Origin of the sequence: Dactylosporangium vinaceum (genome assembly GCF_019904175.1) — a bacterium.
Classification (GTDB): domain Bacteria; phylum Actinomycetota; class Actinomycetes; order Mycobacteriales; family Micromonosporaceae; genus Dactylosporangium; species Dactylosporangium vinaceum.
This window is the reverse complement of the sequence record NZ_CP061913.1, coordinates 11,651,433-11,672,526: the sequence shown is the minus strand read 5'-3', so window position 1 is coordinate 11,672,526 and position 21,094 is coordinate 11,651,433. Positions and strand designations below refer to the sequence as shown.

At 70.6% G+C, this 21,094-nt stretch carries 13 protein-coding genes; 12 read left to right on the top strand and 1 reads right to left on the bottom strand.

Features of this window, described 5'->3' with window-relative positions:
* Positions 1-61 precede the first annotated feature (61 nt).
* The 7 genes from Dvina_RS52580 (at position 62) to Dvina_RS52550 (ending at position 9,430) form a co-directional block, all read left to right on the top strand.
* Complete coding sequence (locus Dvina_RS52580; protein ID WP_223099886.1) at positions 62-475, top strand: VOC family protein; 414 nt, start codon at positions 62-64, stop codon at positions 473-475.
* Between the two features lie 107 nt (positions 476-582).
* A complete protein-coding gene (locus tag Dvina_RS52575; RefSeq protein ID WP_425516578.1) occupies positions 583-1,791 on the top strand; it encodes an adenosylmethionine--8-amino-7-oxononanoate transaminase in 1,209 nt (402 codons plus the stop codon).
* A gap of 224 nt (positions 1,792-2,015) precedes the next feature.
* Positions 2,016-4,043 carry a glycosyl hydrolase family 28-related protein gene (locus Dvina_RS52570; RefSeq protein ID WP_223099884.1) on the top strand — a complete coding sequence of 676 codons (2,028 nt, stop codon included), beginning with the start codon at positions 2,016-2,018 and terminating at the stop codon, positions 4,041-4,043.
* A 519-nt stretch (positions 4,044-4,562) separates the two neighbouring features.
* Positions 4,563-5,111: a hypothetical protein gene (locus Dvina_RS52565; RefSeq protein ID WP_223099882.1), complete on the top strand. Its 549-nt coding sequence runs from the start codon at positions 4,563-4,565 to the stop codon at positions 5,109-5,111.
* Between the two features lie 22 nt (positions 5,112-5,133).
* A complete protein-coding gene (locus tag Dvina_RS52560; RefSeq protein WP_223099880.1) occupies positions 5,134-5,568 on the top strand; it encodes a T3SS (YopN, CesT) and YbjN peptide-binding chaperone 1 in 435 nt (144 codons plus the stop codon).
* A 50-nt stretch (positions 5,569-5,618) separates the two neighbouring features.
* A complete protein-coding gene (locus Dvina_RS52555; RefSeq protein WP_223099878.1) occupies positions 5,619-7,178 on the top strand; it encodes an aldehyde dehydrogenase family protein in 1,560 nt (519 codons plus the stop codon).
* Positions 7,179-7,300: 122 nt separating this feature from the next.
* Positions 7,301-9,430 carry a DUF7933 domain-containing protein gene (locus Dvina_RS52550; protein ID WP_223099876.1) on the top strand — a complete coding sequence of 710 codons (2,130 nt, stop codon included), beginning with the start codon at positions 7,301-7,303 and terminating at the stop codon, positions 9,428-9,430.
* A gap of 156 nt (positions 9,431-9,586) precedes the next feature.
* Here the strand turns inward: Dvina_RS52550 and Dvina_RS52545 are convergent, their stop codons facing one another.
* Positions 9,587-10,915, bottom strand: coding sequence for an MFS transporter (locus tag Dvina_RS52545; protein ID WP_223106212.1), 1,329 nt, complete (start codon positions 10,913-10,915; stop codon positions 9,587-9,589).
* Positions 10,916-10,934: 19 nt separating this feature from the next.
* Between Dvina_RS52545 and Dvina_RS52540 the strand changes: the two genes are divergently transcribed.
* The 5 genes from Dvina_RS52540 to Dvina_RS52520 all read left to right on the top strand — a co-directional run bounded on the left by Dvina_RS52540 (position 10,935) and on the right by Dvina_RS52520 (position 20,713).
* Entirely contained in the window at positions 10,935-11,921 is a 987-nt protein-coding gene (locus Dvina_RS52540) for a GlxA family transcriptional regulator (protein WP_223099874.1), read from the top strand.
* Positions 11,922-11,964: 43 nt separating this feature from the next.
* A complete protein-coding gene (gene ggt / locus Dvina_RS52535; RefSeq protein WP_380031472.1) occupies positions 11,965-13,740 on the top strand; it encodes a gamma-glutamyltransferase in 1,776 nt (591 codons plus the stop codon).
* 442 nt (positions 13,741-14,182) lie between these two features.
* A complete protein-coding gene (locus Dvina_RS52530) occupies positions 14,183-14,632 on the top strand; it encodes a MarR family winged helix-turn-helix transcriptional regulator (protein ID WP_223099872.1) in 450 nt (149 codons plus the stop codon).
* Between the two features lie 70 nt (positions 14,633-14,702).
* Entirely contained in the window at positions 14,703-20,456 is a 5,754-nt protein-coding gene (gene pulA / locus Dvina_RS52525) for a pullulanase-type alpha-1,6-glucosidase (RefSeq protein ID WP_223099870.1), read from the top strand.
* Between the two features lie 29 nt (positions 20,457-20,485).
* Positions 20,486-20,713, top strand: coding sequence for a hypothetical protein (locus tag Dvina_RS52520; RefSeq protein WP_223099868.1), 228 nt, complete (start codon positions 20,486-20,488; stop codon positions 20,711-20,713).
* Positions 20,714-21,094 lie beyond the last annotated feature (381 nt).

Sequence of the window (21,094 nt, the reverse complement as noted above, 5' to 3'; positions counted from 1 at the left end):
GCCGGGTGGCGGAACTAGGCTGCGGGAAATTGTGCACGTCACACGACCGAAGGAGTTTGCTGTGGCTTCCGTGCTCAACCCGTACATCAACTTCCGGGGGAACGCTCGCCAGGCGATGGAGTTCTACCAGGCCGTCTTCGGCGGTGAGCTGCGGCTGAATACGTTCGGGCAGTTCGGCTCCGACGACACCTCGCTGGCCGAGCAGATCATGCACGGCCAGCTGGAGACGCCAAGCGGATACACGCTCATGGCCTCCGACACGCCTCCCAACATGACGCTCAGCCCGGGTGACAACATCACGATCAGCCTCAGCGGGACCGACGGCGACGAGCTGCGGGGGTACTGGGAGAAGCTCTCGTCCAGCGGCAAGGTGTCGATGCCCCTGGAGAAGCAGATGTGGGGCGATGAGTTCGGCTCCTGCGTCGACCAGTTCGGGGTCCAGTGGATGGTGAACATCACGCAGGCGCAGGGCTGATTCGCGGTACCCACGGAGAAGCTGTTTATCGTCTGGCCGTGGCGATTGAGGACCTCGACGAGGTGGTCGCGCTCGACCGCGAGCATGTCTGGCACCCGTACGCGCCGATGCCGGCCGTCCAGCCCCCGCTGGTCGTCTCGTCGGCATCGGGCGTGCGGCTGACGCTCGCGGATGGACGGGAGCTCGTCGACGGGATGTCGTCGTGGTGGGCGGCGATTCACGGGTATCGGCACCCGGTGCTCGACGCGGCGGTGATCGAGCAGGTCGGTCGGGTGAGTCACGTCATGTTCGGCGGGCTGACCCACGAGCCGGCGGTGCGGCTGGCGAAGACGCTCGTCGATATCACGCCCGGGCCGCTGCGGCATGTGTTCCTGTGCGACTCCGGATCGGTGTCGGTCGAGGTCGCGATCAAGATGTGCCTGCAGTACCACCGCTCGATGGGGCGGCCGGGGAAGCGGCGGATGCTTACCTGGCGCGGCGGGTATCACGGCGACACGTTCCACCCGATGTCGGTGACCGATCCCGACGGCGGAATGCACAGCCTCTGGCGCGGCGTGCTGCCCGAGCAGGTCTTCGTGCCGATGCCGCCGGTCGAGTACGACCCCGGCTACGTCGACCTCGTCGCCGAGACCCTGCGCGAGCACCGGGACGAGATCGCCGGGATCATTGTCGAGCCGGTGGTGCAGGGGGCCGGGGGGATGCGCTTTCACAGTCCGCAGTACCTCACCGCGCTGCGCGAGCTCGCCGACGAGCACGACGTGCTGCTGGTGTTCGACGAGATCGCCACCGGGTTCGGGCGGACCGGGGCGTTGTTCGCGGCGGACCTGGCCGGGGTCGCACCCGATGTGCTGTGTGTGGGGAAGGCGCTGACCGGCGGGTACCTGTCGATGGGGGCCACCCTGTGCGTGCCGCGCGTGGCGCAGGGCATCAGCCGGGGGGAGCTGCCGGTGCTGGCTCACGGGCCGACGTTCATGGGCAATCCGCTGTCGTCGGCGGTGGCCAACGCCTCGATCGAGCTGCTGCTCGGCGGGGACTGGGCGGGCAACGTGCGGCGGATCGAGTCGGGCCTGGTCGCCGGCCTCGCGCCGGCACGGGCGGTGCCCGGGGTGCGGGACGTGCGGGTGCTGGGGGCGATCGGGGTCGTGCAGCTCGACCATGACGTGGATATGGCGGCGGCGACCCGGGCCGCGGTTGAGCTGGGGGTTTGGCTGCGGCCGTTCCGAGACCTGGTGTACACGATGCCGCCGTACGTGACCGATGACGTTGATCTGGCCCGCATCTGCGCCGGGGTTGTGGGAGCGGCGGCCGCGGGGTAATTCGGGCATTCGGTTGTGCAAGAAGGCGGCAGGGTTGCGCAATTATCGCGCTAGACCTTGTGCAAGGGGGTGCGGCCGACCTACTGTCACCTTCACCTCCATGGCGTCCGCTCCCATCCCGCCTCGAGCGTCGAGGTTTGCCAAACCCGCCACCCCCCGCTCGAACGTTCCGCCAACTCGATGCATCTGGGTGCGCCGCCTACCCGAGAGAAACGAGTCAATCGATGTCACGGAGCACCACAGGATTACCATCGCGGTGGTCCGCGGCGGCGACCGCGGCCGCTGTCGGCCTTGGGGTCATCGTCGCCGGTGGGACCACCGCATTTGCCGCGTCGGCGGCGCCGGCCGTGACGCGGGCGGGCCTGGACCCTGCGCTCGTCGCGGGCCGGGGCGCCAACGTCGGCTTCGCCGAGCAGGAGGCGGAGAAGGCCGCGACCAACGGGGTGGTCATCGGGCCGGACCGCACGGCCTACACGCTGCCGGCGGAGGCGTCCGGCCGGTCGGCGGTGAAGCTCGCGCCCGGGCAGTACGTCGAGTTCACGCTGCCCAGCTCGGCGAACGCGATAAACGTCCGCTACAGCATTCCGGACGCTGCGAACGGCGGCGGGATCACCGCGCCGCTGGATGTGACGGTCAACGGCAAGTCCAAGCAGACGATGACGCTGACGTCGCAGTACTCGTGGCTGTACAACCAGTATCCGTTCAGCAACGACCCGAACGCGGGGCTGCTGCACCCCGACTGGTGGATCACCGAGTGCGCGTGCGTGCCGGCCGCCACGTCGCCGGCGCCGCAGATCACCAAGCCGTTCCGGCCGTTCCACTTCTACGATGAGCAGCGGCTGCTGCTCGGCCGGACGTACAAGGCGGGCGACAAGGTCCGGCTGAGCGTTCCCAGCGGCAGCAACGCGGCGTGGACCGCGATCGACCTGCTCGACTCGCAGCTCGTCGGCGCGCCGAAGCTCGACCTGGTGGCGTCGAACGTGCTGTTCTTCGGGGCCGACCCGACCGGCAAGCGCGACTCGGCTGACGCGTTCGACATGGCGATCGCGTTCGCCAAGTGGACGCATCTGAAGGTGTACGTCCCGCCGGGCACATACCAGGTGAACCGGCACATCATCGTCGACAACGTGACGATCGAGGGCGCCGGCTCGTGGTACACGATCATCAAGGGGCACGAGGTTGCGCTCAGCACGCCCGCGCCCGACAAGTCGATCCACACCGGTGTCGGGTTCTACGGCAAGTACGCGCAGGACGGCGGCAGCCGCAACGTGCACCTGTCGGGCTTCTCGATCGTCGGTGACGTGCGCGAGCGCATCGACACCGACCAGGTCAACGGCGTCGGCGGGGCGCTGTCGGACTCCACCGTCGACGGGCTGTACATCCAGCACACGAAGGTGGGCCTGTGGTTCGACGGCCCGATGAACAACACGAAGGTCACCAACACCACGGTGGTCGACCAGATCGCCGACGGGCTCAACTTCCACACCGGCGTCACGAACTCGTCCGTGTCGAACAGCTTCTTCCGCAACACGGGTGACGACGCGCTGGCGATGTGGGCGGAGACGACCACGAACGCGAACAACACGTTCGACCACAACACCGTGCAGACCCCGACGCTGGCCAACGGCATCGCGATCTACGGCGGCAAGGACATCACGGTCTCCGGCAACCTGGTCGCGGACCCGATCCGCGAGGGCAGTGCACTGCACCTGGGCACCCGCTTCGGCGCCCAGCCGTTCGCCGGGACGATCAAGGTCACCGACAACACCACGGTCCGGGCCGGCACCTACGAGCTCAACTGGAACATCGGCCTGGGCGCGATCTGGCTGTACGCCCTCGAGCGCAACATGGACGCGAACGTCCAGGTCGTCGGCGACAACTTCCTCGACAACACCTACAACGCGATCATGATGGTCGTGGACTTCCCGGTGAAGGACCAGTACTCGATCACGAACGTCCACTTCAAGGACGTCAAGGTCGACGGCACCGGCACCTCGGTCGTCTCGGCGCGCGTGGCCGGGTCGGCGACGTTCGAGAACGTCGACGCCCGCAATGTGGGTGCGGTCGGCATCAACAACTGCGGCTCGTTCCACTTCACCCCGGCCGGCTCGGAGTTCTCGCTCGTCGACCAGGGCGGCAACGACGGCGGCGGCACCACGGGCCCGTGGTTCGCGCCGTGGGAGCTGCCGAACACGATCACCTGCGATGACCGCCCGCCGGTCGTGGCGCCTCCCGCGCCGCAGCCCTGGTAGCAGTCGGCACCGCTCCGAACCGGGCAACACCGCTCAGAACCGAAGCGCCCCCGTCGTGTCAATGGACCGGCGGGGGCGCTTCACGTCCACCACGAACAACGGCCATCAAGAGAGCGGCGGCCGTCGGCACCGACGGGAGCACAGAAGAAAACGACAGGAGCGCAAAAGAAGCGGCCGCGGGGCCCGGCGAGACCCCGCGACCGCAGCTTTGGAGTTGGACGCCGCCGAGCGGATCGCGCCTGTACGCGCCCCCGCTCGGCGGCCACCGTCCGCGTCGCCCCGTTGTCCCCCGAATCTCGACGCGGACGAGCCACCGGCCTGCGCGGTTGTGCGCTCAGCCAAAGCTGAACCGCACGACCGACCCCCGAAGTCGCCGCGGGCCGACAGGCGTCTCCACCCCCAAGACATGTGTCGCCTGAGACGCCCGAACGCCTTGTGGCTGGTGGGTCCAGATCAGCGTATCTAGACGTCTAAGTGAGCGCAATTGTTGATTTGAGGAAATGTGGCTAGCCTGGCCTCGTGCGCGGCCGCCTCTTCCCAGTCGCTGACGGCTGGTACGAATGGCGCCAGGACGAGCCTCCGCTGGCCGGGACGGTCCTGGTGCGCGTCGCGGTCGGCGCGGGCGGGCGGCTGGTGCTGACCGGGCTGCGCATCGACGGGACGCCGAGTGCGGAACTCCTGCGCGCCATCCCCGTCGGGCGGATCGAGGCGGCGGCCAATGCGCAGCTGGCGGCGGATGAGGTGGCGGGAAGTACGACAGCGGTGGTTCGCGTTCGCGAGGCGCCGGTGGGACCGCCGCTCGCCGCGGACATCGGCTGGGAGATGGTGGAGCCGGCTCTCGCGGTCGTGCGGACGGCGGCGCCCGAGTCGGTGCGGCTGCGCGGCCGGCCCGACGTGTTCTACCGCCGGGTGGCGGACGTGTATCTCGAGTATGCGCAGGAGTCGCCCCGCCCGGCCTGTGACCTGGCCGATCAGCACGGGGTGCCGGTCAGCACGGCGCACCGCTGGGTGAAGGAGGCCCGCCGCCGAGGGTTCCTGCCGCCCGGACGGCCCGGTAAGAGCGGGTGAACGCCTTTTGTATCGTGGACGCGTGTCGATAGACGACGCCTTACGGGCGAGGGTGCACGGGCTCGTCACGGACTACCTCGGTGGGCCGGAGGTGCCGGCTGACCTGGTCTCGACGCCTGTCGCGATCCGCAGCGGCACGGCGGTGGTGTATCTGCGCCTGATCGCCAGCGAGCCGCCGTTCGTGCGGGTGTTCTCGCCGGTGCTGCGGGAGTTGGAGCGCACGCCGGAGCTGCTGGTGGAGCTGAACGACCTCAACGGGCGGCTCAACTTCATCCGGCTGTTCTGGCGCGACGGCAGTGTGTTCGCGGCGGTGGAGATGCTCGCCTCGACGCTTGACCCGATCGAGCTCAGCAACGCCTGCGACTGGGTTGCGGACACCGCGGACTACTACGACGAGCGGCTGCGCGACCAGTTCGGCGGGCGGTTGGCCTTCGATCCGGCCGAGACGACCGGATAGGCGGGCGGTTGGCCTTCGGTCCGGCGGCGGCGACCAGTTAGATAAGACGCATGAAGCGCCTCATCACCTCGACCGTCGGCGGCCAACCCGCTGCGGCCACCGGCAACCGCGTTGCCTCGCTCAACCCGTCGCGCCTGGACGACGTCGTCGCCGAGGTCGCGCTGGCCGACGCCGACACCTTCGCCGCCGCCTGCCGCTCCGCCCGCCGGGCGCAGAAAGCCTGGGCCGACGTGCCGGCACCGGTCCGCGGGCGGGTCGTGGCCAACCTCGGCCGCCTGGTCGAGGCCAACTTCGAGGCTCTCTCGGCCCTCGTCACCCGCGAGGTCGGCAAGACGCTCACCGAGGCCCGGGGCGAAGTGCAGGAGATCGTCGACACCTGCGACTTCTTCCTCGGCGAGGGGCGGCGGCTCTACGGGCAGACGGTGCCCAGCGAGATGCCCGACAAGCAGCTGTTCACCTTCCGGGTGCCGGTTGGCGTGGCGGCCATCGTGACCGCCGGCAACTTCCCGGTGGCGGTCCCCAGCTGGTACCTCGTGCCGGCCCTCCTCTGCGGCAACGCCGTCGTATGGAAGCCGGCCGAGTACGCCGCCGCGTGTGCCGAGGCGTTCGCCGAGCTGATCCGGCGTGCGGGCGTTCCCAAGGGCGTTTTCGAGGTGGTGTACTCCGATGGCCCCAACACCTACGCGGGGCTGGAGGCGGGCCTGCGTGAGGGGCTCATCGACAAGATCGGATTCACCGGCTCGTCCGAGGTCGGCGCCCGCATCGGCGAGCTCGCCGGCCGGCACCTGCAGAGCGCGTGCCTGGAGCTCGGCGGCAAGAACCCGATGGTCATCACCGAGGACGCCGACCTCGACCTGGCGGTGCACGGCGCGCTCTTCGCCGGCTTCGGCACCGCGGGCCAGCGCTGCACCTCGCTCGGCACGCTCATCGTCCACGACAGCGTGCTCGACGAGTTCACCCGGCGGCTGGAGGACGCGGTGCAGGGCGCGGTCGTCGGTGACCCGGCCGACCCGTCGGTGCTCTACGGGCCACTGATGAGCGAGCGGTTCGCCGAGCGGTACGACGGCTTCCTGGACTGGATCGAGGACCACCACCGGGTCTCCGGATCGTCGGGCACCGGGCGGATCACGGCGGACAACCCGCGGGCCGGCTTCGTCGGCGACCCGGCGGCCGGGCTGTTCTACCACCCGGTGCTCGTCCACGGCGTGCGCCCGGAGGACAAGATCTTCCAGCAGGAGACGTTCGGCCCGATGGTGGGCGTCACGCGGTACTCCACGCTCGAGGAGGCGATCGAGCTCGCCGACGCGCCGGGTTACGGGCTGTCGGCCGCGATCTACACGACCGACCCGCGCAAGGCGTTCGAGTTTCGCCGCGGGACCCGGGCGGGCATGGTCAGCATCAACAACTCGACGTCGGGGGCGGAGGCGCACCTGCCGTTCGGGGGCAACGGACGTTCGGGCAACGGGAGCCGGCAGTCCGGGGTATGGGTGCTCGACCAGTTCACCCGGTGGCAGTCGATGAACTGGGATTACTCGGGGCGACTGCAGCGGGCGCAGATGGACACGCTCACCATTTCTCCGGACCTGGATTATCGGCTCGACCCGGAGTAAATCGGATATTTGCCGTAAATTCTCCAGCAGGGCATTCCGTGCTCGAGGTGGCACGGACGCCCCGACGGGGGGAACCACAGATGTTTCGGCAGAAGGGGGCCCGGCCGACACGCTGGGTTGCGGTGGCGCTGCTCGCCACCTGCGGCGTGCTGGCCGTGCCACAGACGAGCTTCGCGGCGGCGGCCGGGCCGGCCCACGCCGCCGCCAAGAGCAGGACGCACGCTCACGACACCGCCGCCAAGCCGCAGAAGGCGGCGAAAGCCCACCGGGCGGACAAGCCGCACACGGTCACGAAGCCCGGTAAGGACGGCGGGCAGCAGAAGCCGGACAAGGACGTCAAGAAGCACCTGGACGTCCAGCCGGTCACGGGCGACAGCAAGGGCCGGGCCGACGTCGCGGACAAGGCGGCGACCGGGCTGAGTGCCGGCAAAGCCGCGGCCAAGCCGGGCGCGCGGGCGTTCGCCTGTGCCGAGAGCGCCGGCGTCACCGTCTCGGCGGTGTGGGGCGACGCAACGGTCGACGACCACCAGACGACGACGCTCGTCGCCACCGTCAGCAAGGGCATCACCTGCTCAACGGTCAGCGGGATGGACTTCACGATCACGCTTCCCGGCGGCGGAGCCCTGTGGCGGGCGCAGGGCAGCGAGGTGTCGACATGCAGCACGACAAGCATCGTGACCAGCCCGGGCAGCACCGCGCTGGTCGTGAATGGGATCTCGATGCCCGATGTGCAGGAGGACTGCACGATCACGTTCCCGGTCGTGGCCGAGGCGTCCGGGTCGTATTCGCTGACGTCCGCGCAGTACAGCAACCTGACCGGACTGACCACCGGCCAGACCACGCAGACGCTCACCGTCACCACCGCGCCGGCGCGGGTCGGGGCCAACATCTCGCCCTACCAGATCGTGGTGATGGACAGCAGCTCGCTGACCGTCGGGCTGGACCGCACCGACATGAACGCGACGGCGGTGTCGAGCGGCCTCGGGTTCCGGCTCAACCTGCCGAGCGGTCTGACCGTCGGCACCGGCGGCAGCACGGGCAACACGTGCGGCGGCACGGTGACGGCGGCGGCCGGCTCGACCTTCTTCACGCTGGCCGGCGGCTCGCTGACCGGGGCCGCAGCCAACTGCTCGTTCACGGTGCCGATCACCAGCTCCATCGCGGGCACCTATGAGCTCGACGACACGGTGATCGCCGATCCGGTGGGCGTCGCGGCCCGCATGAGCGGCGGCTGCGCCGAGAGCCGGCGGCGGCACCGGACCGAGGGGGAGTGCGGGCCCAGCCTGCGCGTCCGGCTCAAGCCGCAGACCATCGACTTCACCGCCCCGGCCGACTGGTCGGTGTCGAAGGGCTCGGTCGGGCTCGTCGCGTCGGCGACCTCGGGGCTGCCGGTGGCGTTCTCGAGCTCCACGCCGTCGGTCTGCACCGTCTCCGGCAGCACGGCCACGCTCGTGGCCCCGGGGTCGTGCACCGTCCTGGCCGACCAGGCGGGCGACACGACCTGGGCCATGGCCACGCAGGTGCCGCGGACGTTCACGGTCGGCGCGCCGATCCCGGCACCGTCGTCGGTCACCGCGACCGGTGGCGTGTCCTCGATAAGCGTCAGCTGGGTCGCGCCCGGGGACGTCACGGGCGTGACCGGGTACACCGCGTTCGCCAACCCCGGGCCGGCGAAGTGCACGACCACATCGGCCGCGGCCACGTCGTGCGTCATGGGCGGGACGGCGGGCGTGACGTACACCGTCACTGTCGTCACCAACAATCCGCTCGGTGACTCCAGCGCGGCCGGGCCGTCCAACCAGGCCACGCCGACCGCGCCGACGATTCCGGCCACGCCGCCCGACACCGACCTGACGCTGACGACCGACCAGGGGATCATCAAGACGGCCGAGCCGGGGCAGGACATCGTGGTGATCGGGACGGGCTTCATGCCCTACTCGACCGCGACGATCGTCGTGTACTCCCAGCCGATCGAGCTCGGGACCGCCGTCACCGACGGGCAGGGCAACTTCTCCAAGCCGGTGCGGGTGCCGCCGGACCTCGTGGTCGGCGCGCACTCGCTCGTGGCCGCGGGGGTCGGGCCGAACGGGCTGCCGCACAGCCTGAAGATGGCGATCACCGTCGCTGCCGCCGGCGGTGGCGGCGGGCTCGCGGTCACCGGCGCGCCGATCGCGGCGATGCTGCAGCTGGGGCTCGCGACCGTGTTCGGCGGCGGAGGGCTGCTGTTCGCAAGCCGTCGTCGGAAAGCCTAGATTCCTCGTAAAACGGTCAGAGCGCAAAATACTACGAAATAATTGATAAGTCGCGGCGCGGAGCGCCCGACTTATCGGAGCCGGCTGGCAACGTCGAGCCGGGTGGCAACAACGGCCGGATCCGAGAGCGGATCCGGCCGTTGTGCACGGACGGCATCAGGCCGCCGCCGTGACCACCTGCGGAGTCGGGGCCGGTGCGGACCGGCGGGTGCGGAAGAGCAGCAGGGACAGCGCCGCGGCGGTGATGGAGAGGCCGCCGGCTATGTACCAGGCCAGGTCGTAGTTGCCCAGGCGGTCGCGCAGCAGGCCCGTGGCGGTCGCGGCGATCGCGGCGCCGAACTGGTGGGAGGCGAAGACCCAGCCGAAGACCACGGGGCCGCTGGCGCCGAAGTACTCGCGGCAGAGGGCGACTGTCGGGGGTACCGTCGCGACCCAGTCAAGCCCGTAGAACAGGATGAACACCAGCATGCTCGGACGGACCGTGGCCGCGAAGAGCACCGGTAGGACCAGCAGTGACAGCCCGCGCAGCGCGTAGTACCAGCCCAGCAGCGCCCGGCTGTCCATGCGGTCGGTCAGCCAGCCGGAGGCGATGGTGCCCGCGATGTCGAACAGGCCGATCAGGGCCAGCAGCGAGGCGGCGGTCGGCTCGGCCATGCCGTGGTCGTGGGCGGCCGGGATGAAGTGGGTGCCGATCAGGCCGTTGGTCGTCGCGCCGCAGATCGCGAAGCCGCCCGCCAGCAGCCAGAACGCGGGCACGCGGGCGGCCGTGCGCAGGGCGCCGAGGGCTCGGCGGGCCGCGCCGGTCGTGGCCGGTGGGGGCGGGGTCACGTCACCGTCGGACCCGTAGGCCGTGACGCCGAGGTCGTACGGGTGGTCGCGGAGGCGCCAGAGGACGAGCGGCACGACGGCCAGGGCGGCGCCGGCGACGGTGAGGGCGGCGGTGCGCCAGCCGTGGGCGTCGGTGAGCAGGGCCAGCAGCGGCAGGAACACGAGCTGGCCGGCCGCGCCGCCCGCGGTCAGGACGCCGGTGATCAGGCCCCGGCGCTTGACGAACCAGCGGCCGGTGACGGTGGCCACGAAGGCCAGGGCCATCGAGCCGGTGCCGAGGCCGACGAGCACGCCCCACAGCGCGATGAGCTCCCAGCTGTGCTTCATGAACACCGTCAGGCCGCTGCCCGCGGAGACGAGCAGCAGCGCATAGGCGACGACCCGGCGGATGCCGAACCGCTCCATCAGCGCCGCCGCGAACGGGGCGGTCAGGCCGAAGAGCAGCAGGTTGATGGACACGGCCAGCGAGATGGTCCCCAGCGACCAGCCGAACTCGTCGTGCAGCGGGTGGATCAGCACGCCCGGCGTCGCGCGGAAGCCCGCGGCGCCGACCAGGGCGACGAATGCGACGGCGGCGACGAGCCAGGCCGGGTGCAGTCTCTTCACGTGACAATTGCAACCGACTCGGCACGCCGCGACGAGTGGCCCGACAGCCATCATGCGCAAGAATTAGGCCATGACCGAGAAGCATCAGGTGGCGATCCTCGTGCTCGATGGGCTCGTCCCGTTTGACCTGGGCACGCCGAACCAGATCTTCGGGACGGCGCGGGACGAGACCGGGCAGCGCAAGTACCGGACCCGGGTCTGCAGCCCGCAAGGGCGCCCGGTCGAGACGGCGGGCGGCTTCAAGGTCGTGCCCGATCACGGGCTGGAGCTGCTGGAGCAGGTCGACACCGTCGTCGTGGCCGGTATTCACGCCGGCGACCCGGTCGAGCGGGGCACGGTCGCCCCGGACGTCAAGGATGCGCTCCAGCGGGCGCATCGAGCGGGCAAGCGGATCATGTCGATCTGCACCGGGGCCTTCGTGCTGGCCGCGGCCGGGCTCCTGGACGAGCGGCCGGCGACCACGCACTGGTGGTGGGCGGAGCGGTTCCGGGAGTTCTTTCCGCAGGTCAAGCTCGACGCCGACGTGCTGTTCGTGGACGACGGGGACGTGCTGACGAGCGCCGGCGTCGGGGCCGGCATCGACCTGTGCCTGCACGTGGTGCGCACCGACTTCGGCAGCGAGGTGGCCAACCGGGCGGCCCGGCGCAGCGTGGTGCCGCCGTGGCGGGACGGCGGGCAGGCGCAGTACATCGAGCGGCCCCTGCCCCGCCCGGCCGACGTCACCCTGGCCGCCACCCGTTCGTGGGCGGCCGAGCGGCTGGATGCGCCGTTGTCCCTCCAGGACCTCGCCGCGCACGCGAACATGAGCGTGCGCACGTTCACCCGGCGGTTCCGTGAGGAGACCGGGGTGAGCCCGGCGCGCTGGCTGCTGCAGCGGCGCGTCGACCACGCGCGGGCCCTGCTGGAGAGCACCGACCTGCCGGTCGAGGTGGTCGCCCGCCGCTCCGGCCTGGGCACCGCGGCCGGGCTGCGCCAGCACCTGCAGGCCACGATCGGAGTCGCGCCGAGTGCCTATCGTCGTACGTTCCGGGTTGTGCCGGAGACCACCGGCGGGTAGGCAGGAGGAGCGATCGCCGTCGATCCTCATCAGGGAGGCACCCGTGCGAAGGCTCATTCCACTGGCCCTTGCTCCGTTCCTGTTAGTGCCCGCCACACCCGCATCCGCGTCGGCCGTCAACGGACCCACTGCGACCGGCTACGGCGGGGCGGTCGCGAGCGTCGACCCCACCGCCACCGCGGCCGGGCTCAAGGTGCTGCGCGACGGCGGGAACGCGGTCGACGCCGCGCTCGCGGTCGCGGCCACCCTGGGCGTGACCGAGCCGTTCTCGTCCGGCATCGGCGGCGGCGGATTCTTCGTGTACTACGACGCCCGCACCGGGCGCATCTCGACCCTCGACGGCCGGGAGACCGCGCCGCGCTCGATGGGCGAGACCGCGTTCGTCGACCCGGCCACCGGCCAGCCGCTCGCGTTCCAGGAGGCCCGGGTCAGCGGCCTGTCCGCGGGTGTGCCCGGCTCGCTCGCGACGTGGCAGGAGGCGGCCCGGCGCTGGGGCAGCCGCCCGCTCGCCTCGGCGCTGCGCCCGGCGGCTCAGGTCGCCCGCGACGGCTTCCTCGTCGATGCCACGTTCAACCAGCAGGTCAAGGACAACGCCGCCGCGTTCGCGCAGTTCGAGCCGACGGCGAAGCTGTTCCTGCCCGGCGGCGCGCCGCCCGCGGTCGGGACCACGCTGCGCAACCCGGACCTGGCCGCCACCTACGACCTCGTCGCGCGGCGCGGCACCGGCGTGTTCTACGAGGGCGACGTCGGACGGGACATCGTGAACACCGTGCAGCACCCGCCGGTCGCCGCGAGTCCGGGGCAGCCGTGGCAGTATCCGATCCGGCCCGGCGGCATGACGCTGAACGACCTGCGCGCCTATGACGTGCGCAACCCGGCCCCGACGAAGATCTCCTACCGCGGCTACGACGTCTACGGCATGGCCACCCCGTCGTCCGGCGGCTCCACGGTGGGCGAGTCGCTGAACATCCTCGAGCGGTCCGACCTGTCCAAGCTCGACAAGACCCAGGCGCTGCATCGGTACCTCGAGGCCAGCGCGCTGGCGTTCGCGGACCGCAACCGCTACGTGGGCGACTACACGCCCCGGCCGCTCCTGGACGCGCTGCTGACCGACGGCTTCGCGGGTGAGCGGGCGTGCCGGATCGACCCGGCCAAGGCCCAGGCCAAGCCGGTGCTCCCGGGCAACCCCGACGGGCGCTACGACCGGCACTGCACCACGGCGACCGGCGGGGCGAGCCCCGACAAGGGCCAGTCGACGACCAACCTGACGGTCGCCGACAAGTGGGGCAACGTGGTCGAGTACACGCTCACGATCGAGCAGATCGGCGGCAACGCGATAGTCGTGCCGGGCCGCGGCTTCCTGCTCAACAACGAGCTGACCGACTTCAACTTCACCAACACCCAGGGCACCGCGGCCGACCCGAACCTGCCCGGCCCCGGCAAGCGGCCGCGCAGCTCCATGGCGCCGACGATCGTCCTGCAGCACGGCAAGCCGTTCCTCGCGGTCGGCTCGCCCGGCGGCTCGACGATCATCACGACCGTCCTGCAGATCCTGGTCAACCGGCTCGACCTCGGCATGAGCCTGCCGCAGGCGGTCGCCGCACCGCGGGCCTCGCAGCGCAACACCGCGAGCGTCACCGCGGAGCCGGCGTTCATCAGCTCGCCCGAGGGCACGGCGCTGGCCGGGCTCGGCCACACCTTCACCCCGATGGCCGAGATCGGCGCGGCCACCGCGATCGAGTTCCTCGGCCACGGCAAGCTGCTGGCCTGTGCCGAACCGGTCCGGCGGGGCACGGGCTCGGCCGGCACCGTCCGCTAGAGCAGGTCGGCCCCGGCCCCCTCGCGAGGGGGCCGGGGCCGCTACGCGCGGGCGATCACGAGCAGGCCGATGGCCAGGACGCCGAGCACGCAGAGACCGGCCGCCACGGCGATCGTGATCAGCACCCAGAGCAGCGCGGCCGACTTCTTCCTCGGCTCGATGACGATGGGCTCGACGTCGTCCTCGGGCGCCTCCGCCGCGGCCTCCTCAGCGCTGCCGAGCAGGTCGAGACCGGAGCGGACCTCGACCTCGGTCTCCGGCCCCAGCTCGGCCCGCTTGGCCGAGATGTGCTCGGAGAGATCGGCGAGCAGCTCGGCGCGCCGGTGGGCGGGGACGCCGGCGAGGGCCTCCTCGACGGCGCGCTGGTAGTCGTTGACCAGCCGATCCTAGCGCCCGGCCCGAGATCGCGGACAACGTTTCCGACCGTGCAAAAATAAATGCCATGACCCGCTGGCTCGACGAGGAAGAGCAGGCCGCCTGGCGCGCCTTCTACAGCGCGACCACGCTGCTGATCGACCGGCTCGACCGCGAGCTGCAGCACGAAGCCGGTATGCCGCACGCCTATTACGAGATCCTGGTCGTGCTCTCCGAGTGCCCGGGCCGCTCGCTGCGCATGAGCGAGCTCGCGGTCCAGACCCGATCCTCCCGCAGCCGGCTCTCGCACGCGGTCACCAAGCTCGAGGCCCGCGGGTGGGTCAGGCGCCGCGACTGCGACGACGACAAGCGCGGCCAGTTCGCCGACCTCACCGACGAGGGGTTCGCGGCACTTGCGGCGGCCGCGCCGGGGCACGTCGAGACGGTTCGCACCCATTTGTTCGACCCGCTCAGCCCGCAGCAGGTTGAGCAGCTCAAACAAATCAGCGAGGCGATCCGGCAAACGCTCAAAGGCTAGGTTGTCAAGCCTTGTAAGGATCTCCATCGGTCGATACGGTGCCCACCTCGCCAGAGAGGGAGGCCCCGCCATGCCGTCCGCAAAGCACCTGACGTTAGGCATTCTCACCACGCTCGCCGTGCTGGCCGCGGTGCCGGGCGACAATCCCCGCACACCGGACGTGCCGCAGGAGCCGACGAGCTACTCCGTGACCGGGGTGCCGGAGTGGGCGAACGAACCGTCGATCGCGAGCCTGATCGACAACGGACTGCTCGACGGCGGCCGGGGCGCGAACGCCCGGCGGGCCGAGCAGTTCTACTTCGTGCTGGCCGACCGGTTCGCCGACGGCGACGCGCGCAACAACACCGGCGGGCTGTCCGGCGACCGGCTCAGCACCGGCTACGACCCCACTGACAAGGGCTTCTATCACGGCGGCGACCTCAGGGGCGTCATCGACAAGCTGGACTACATCCAGGGTCTGGGCACCACCGCGATCTGGCTCGCGCCGGTGTTCAAGAACAACCCGGTGCAGGGCAGCGGGGCCGACGTCTCGGCCGGGTACCACGGATACTGGATCACCGACTTCACCCAGATCGACCCGCACTTCGGCACCAAGGAGGACCTGAAGGTCCTCACCAAGAAGGCGCACGACCGCGGGATCAAGATCTACCTCGACGTCATCACGAACCACACCGCTGACGTCATCCGGTATGCACAGAACCAGTATTCGTACCGCGACAAGACGGACTACCCGTACAAAGACGCCAACGGGAACAAGTTCGACGACCGTAACTATGCGGACGGGACGCACGGATTCCCGCAGGTCAATCTGGACTCGTTCCCCTATACGCCGGTGTTCCCGACGGCGGCCGACAGGACCGTCAAGCAGCCGGCGTGGCTGAACGACCCGACGATGTACCACAACCGCGGTGATTCGACGTTCAGCGGGGAGAACTCGGAGTACGGCGACTTCTTCGGCCTCGACGACCTGTGGACCGAGCGGCCCGAAGTCGTGCAGGGCATGACGAAGATCTACTCGGACTGGGTCCGGGACAGCGGCATCGACGGCTACCGCATCGACACCACCAAGCACGTCGACATGCAGTTCTGGCCGCAGTTCACCAAGGGCGTCGAGGCGGCCGCGACAAGGGCCGGCAAGCCGGACTTCTTCATGTTCGGCGAGGTGTACGACGCGAACCCGGCGTTCGACTCGCAGTACGTGCGCAAGGGCCGGCTCCCGGCCACCCTGGACTTCCCGTTCCAGCAGGCCGCCACCGACTTCGTGGCCCGCGGCGGCTCCGGCCAGGAGCTCGCCACCATGTACGCCCAGGACGACCTCTACACCTCACCGGGCACGAGCGCGCAGTACCTCCCGACGTTCCTCGGCAACCACGACATGGGCCGCATCGGCTACTTCGTCGCCACCGGCGGCACCGACCCGGCCACCCACCTGCGCCGCGACCAGCTCGGCCACGAGCTCATGTTCCTGACCCGCGGCCAGCCGGTCGTCTACTCCGGCGACGAGCAGGGCTTCACCGGGGCCGGTGGGGACAAGGACGCCCGGCAGGACATGTTCGCCACGAAGACGGCCGACTACCTCGACGACGACCTGCTCGGGACGGACACCACCCACGCGAGCGCGCACTACGACCCGAGCCACCCGATCTACCGCACCATCTCGAGCCTGGCGAACCTCCGCGAGCGCAACCCGGGCCTGCGCCAGGGCGTGCAGGTCACGCGGTACGCCGACCAGAACGTCTTCGCCTTCTCCCGCATCGACCCCGACCAGCGGGTCGAGTACGTCGTGGCCAGCAACAACGGGCCGGGCACCAAGACGGTGACGATCCCGACGTACATGGCCACGACCACCTTCGACCAGCTGTATCCGTCGACCGGCGCCATCGCCGCGACCGCCGGTGACGGCTCGCTGCAGGTGAGCATCCCGGCCCTGACCACGCTGGTGTTCAAGGCCCGGGGGCAGGTCCGCAAGGCCACCGCGAAGCCGCAGATCACCCTCGCGGTCGACCCCGCCCCGGCCGGCGTCGCCGCGGTCAAGGCCGACGTCACCGGCGACCCGCTGGCCACCGTCACCTTCGCGGCGAAGGTCGGCAACGGCTCGTGGCAGCTGCTCGGCACCGACAAGGCCGGCCCCTACGCCGCGTACCACGATCTCGACGGGCTCGCGGCGGGAACGAAGCTCGAATACAAGGCGGTTGTCCGCGACGCCTCGGGGCGTACCGCCGAAGCAAAAGTCACCACGAAGGTCGGGACGGCGCCGAGTGCCGCCGCCCCTGACTACGCGCTCGTGCACTACCAGCGGCCGGCCGGCGACTACACCAACTGGGGCCTGTACGCCTGGGGCGACATCCAGGACCCGATGACCTGGCCGCAGGGTGCGCCATTTGCCGGAGAGGACTCGTACGGGCGCTTCGCATGGGTCAAGCTGAAGCCGGGGGCTGCCACCATGGGCTTCCTGGTGGTCGACGCGAACGGCGTGAAGGACGTCGAGGCCGACCGCTCGCTCGATCCGACGAAGCATCCGGAGATCTGGCTCAAGCAAGGAGATGCGACCATCTACACCTCCCAGGCGGCCGCTACCGGCAGTGTTTCCATCCACTATGGACGCGCGGACGGCAACTACACCGGGTGGGGCCTGCACCTGTGGGGCGACGGCCTCGCCGCCGGCACCGCCACCGACTGGGCGAGCCCGCGCCCGCCGGACGGGACCGACTCGTTCGGCGCCTACTGGCACGTGCCCGTTTCCGACCCGAGCAAGCCGGTGAACTTCATCGTGCACAACGGCGACACCAAGGACCCCGGCCCGGACCAGTCAGTGCTGCCCAGCACCCAGGGGGAGGCGTGGGTGCGCTCCGGCGAGGCCGCCGTGCACCCGACCCGGGCCGCGGCCGAGCACACCGCGGTGCTGCACTACCGGCGCCCGGCCGGCGACTACGACGGCTGGGGCCTGCACGTGTGGACGGGCGCCGCGACCGGCACCGACTGGGGCAGCCCGCTGCAGCCGTCCGGCACCGACGCGTTCGGCAAGACGTTCACCGTGCCGCTGGCCGACAATGCGCCACTGTTGAACTACATCATCCACCGGGGCGACACGAAGGACCTGCCGTCCGACCAGGCGCTCGACCTGGTCACCGTCGGGCACGAGGTGTGGATCCTGTCGGGCGTGGAGAAGTACCTGCGGCCGATCCCGGCCCAGGGCACCCCGGACACCGACGTCAACCGGGCGAAGGCGGTCTGGATCGACCGCAACACGGTGGCGTGGCGCGCCGGGCCGACCGACGGGCACAGCTACGAGCTGTGGTCGGCGCCGGCGGGCGGGCTCAAGGTCGTGGACGGGCAGGTGATCGGCAACGGCACCAAGCTCGCCATGAGCGCCGTGCCGGGCAACCTGACCGAGGCGCAGCGGGCGAAGTTCCCGCACCTGTGGGCTTACCAGACCTTCCACGTCGACGGTGACCGCAACGCCTTCACGGCCGCCCTGCGCGGGCAGCTGGTGGCGGTGGAACGGGACGGCTCCGGGCAGGTCACGGAGGCCACCGGAGTCCAGCTGGCGGGGGCCCTCGACGACCTCTACGGCGCGGCCCTGAGCGCGAAGCTCGGCCCCACCTTCGACGGCGGGAAGCCGGGCGTGAGCGTCTGGGCGCCGACCGCCCAGAACGTCGCGCTGGAGCTGTACCGCGACATCAAGCAGCCTCCGCAGGTCATCGCGATGCGCCGGGACGAGCGGACCGGTGTCTGGTCGGTGACGGGCGACCGGAGCTGGAAGAACCTCTACTACAAGTTCCGGGTCACGGCCTACCAGCCGGCGGTGCACGCGGTCACCACGGCCGCCGTCACCGACCCCTACTCCGTGTCGCTGGCGGCCAACGGCACCCACAGTCAGCTGGCCGACCTCAACGATCCGAGCCTGCGCCCGGGCGGCTGGGGTGACCTGCGCAAGCCCCCGGCCCCCAACCGGCCGCAGATCCAGGAGCTGTCGGTGCGCGACTTCTCCATCGCCGACTCCACCGTGCCGGCCGCGCAGCGCGGGACGTACCTGGCCTTCACCCAGGCCCAGTCGGCCGGCATGCAGCACCTGAAGCAGCTGGCCCAGGCCGGTGCGTCGTACGTCCACCTCCTGCCGGTCTTCGACATCTCCACGATCCCCGAGGTGCGCGCCGACCAGGCCCAGCCGCCGTGCGACCTGGCCGCGCTGCCGCCGGACTCGCCGCAGCAGCAGGCGTGCATCGCGCAGATCGCCGACCGGGACGGGTACAACTGGGGCTACGACCCGTTCCACTACAACGCGCCCGAGGGCTCCTACGCGACCGATCCGCAGGGCACCCCGCGGATCACGCAGTTCCGCCAGATGGTCGCCGGGCTCAACAACGCGGGTCTGCGCGTGGTCATGGACGTCGTCTACAACCACACGACCGCGGCCGGCACCGATCAGTACTCGGTGCTCGACCAGATCGTGCCCGGGTACTACCAGCGGCTGCTCGACGACGGCACCGTCGCGAACTCCACCTGCTGCGCCAACACCGCACCCGAGAACGCGATGATGGGCAAGCTCGTCGTCGACTCGATCGTGCAGTGGGCCCGGCAGTACAAGGTCGACGGCTTCCGGTTCGACCTCATGGGGCACCACCCGAAGGCCAACATCATGGCCGTGCGGGCCGCGCTCGACCAGCTGACCGTGGCCAAGGACGGCGTCGACGGCAAGAAGATCCTCCTCTACGGCGAGGGCTGGAACTTCGGCGAGGTCGCCGGCGACGCCCGGTTCGTGCAGGCCACCCAGGCCAACATGGCCGGCACCGGCGTCGGGACCTTCAACGACCGGATGCGCGACGCGGTCCGCGGCGGCGGCCCGTTCGACGGCAACCCGCGCATCCAGGGCTTCGCCACCGGCCTGTACACCGACCCCAACGGCGACGCGGCCAACGGCACCGCGGCCGAGCAGCGCACCCGGCTCCTGCACTACCAGGACCTGATCCAGGTGGGGCTGACCGGCAACCTGGCCGCCTACGAGTTCACCGACTCGAGCGGGCACCGGGTCACCGGCGCGCAGGTCGACTACAACGGCTCGCCGGCCGGATACACGCGCTCGCCGAGTGAGGCGGTGACATACGTGGATGCGCACGACAACGAGATCCTGTACGACACGATGGCGTACAAGCTGCCGACCGGCACCACCGCCGAGCAGCGGGCCCGGATGCAGGTCCTGGCCCTGGCCACGACGATTCTCGGGCAGGGCACCGGGTTCGTGACGGCCGGCTCCGACCGGCTGCGCTCCAAGTCCCTCGACCGCAACTCGTTCAACTCGGGCGACTGGTTCAACCAGATCCGCTGGAACTGTGCCGACGGCAACGGCTTCGGCGCCGGGCTGCCACCCGCTGCGGACAACCAGGACAAGTGGCCGTACGCGCAGCCGCTGCTGGCCAACCCGGCGCTGGTGCCGAACTGCGCCGCGGTCGACCTGGCCGCGGCCCGCTTCCAGGAGCTGCTGCGCATCCGGGCCGGCTCGCCGGTGTTCGCGCTCGGCACGGCGGCCCAGGTCCAGCAGCGGCTGAGCTTCCCGCTCTCGGGCGCGCAGGCGACCCCGGGCGTGATCACGATGGTGCTCGACGCCCGCGGGCTGGACGGGCACTGGCGCTCGATCGTCGTGGTGTTCAATGCGGGCGCGGTCGCGACGACGCAGACGGTCGCGGCGTATCGCGGGGCCCACGTGTCGCTCCACCCGGTCCAGGCGGCCTCGGCGGACCCGGTGGCCAGGCAATCCACGTTCGACGGTGCTCACGGATCGTTCACGGTTCCGGCACGCACAGTGGCGGTGTTCGTGGAGGAGTGAGATCCGCGCAGCGGGGTATCACCCTTCGCATGAGTCGATACCGCAACCGCGTCCTGAAGGCGACGGCCGCAATGTGGCTGCTCGTCCTGCTCGCCGACGCCGGCTGGGTGGCGAGCTCGCGTACGGCCCTGACCGCGGCGACGGTCCTGGCCGTCTGCGTGGTGCTGTCCGGCGTGCTGTTCTACAGGTTCATGCAGAACCTCCGCGACGGCGAGCCGGTCGCGGTGCAGGCACCCCGTAACGACCGCCGGGCTTGATCGGCGAAAGCTTCGCTTAACCGTTCCAAAAGGCTCAACCCGGTCCCACCGCTGCCGTTGGGACCTGTGTGAAGTCGCTCGTGGCCGCGTTGCTGATCGGCGGCGCGGCCCTCGGGCCGACGCCGCCGCCCGGCCCGCCCCTGCCCGGGCCACCGCCGATTCTGGAGCCCGTAGGGCCCTCGGCGACGCTGCCGGATCTCACCCCGCCCGCGACACTTCCGCCGCTCACGACACCGGTGGTGCCCACCGGTCGGCCGCCGTCCTCGGTGGCCGCGCCGCCCTCGTCGTGGAGCCCGCCGGTCGCCCCGAGCGCAATCTCCCCGACCCCGGTGGCCGTGGAAGCGTCATCGCGCAACTCCACCCCGTGGATCCTCGGCGGAG

Coding starts and splice junctions, on each gene's coding strand:
- Dvina_RS52575 (WP_425516578.1), top strand. CDS start 583: ATGCCGGCCGTCCAGCCCCCGCTGGTCGTCTCGTCGGCATCGGGCGTG.
- Dvina_RS52570 (WP_223099884.1), top strand. CDS start 2,016: ATGTCACGGAGCACCACAGGATTACCATCGCGGTGGTCCGCGGCGGCG.
- Dvina_RS52555 (WP_223099878.1), top strand. CDS start 5,619: ATGAAGCGCCTCATCACCTCGACCGTCGGCGGCCAACCCGCTGCGGCC.
- Dvina_RS52545 (WP_223106212.1), bottom strand. CDS start 10,915: ATGGCTGTCGGGCCACTCGTCGCGGCGTGCCGAGTCGGTTGCAATTGT.
- Dvina_RS52540 (WP_223099874.1), top strand. CDS start 10,935: ATGACCGAGAAGCATCAGGTGGCGATCCTCGTGCTCGATGGGCTCGTC.
- Dvina_RS52530 (WP_223099872.1), top strand. CDS start 14,183: ATGACCCGCTGGCTCGACGAGGAAGAGCAGGCCGCCTGGCGCGCCTTC.
- pulA (WP_223099870.1), top strand. CDS start 14,703: ATGCCGTCCGCAAAGCACCTGACGTTAGGCATTCTCACCACGCTCGCC.
- Dvina_RS52520 (WP_223099868.1), top strand. CDS start 20,486: ATGAGTCGATACCGCAACCGCGTCCTGAAGGCGACGGCCGCAATGTGG.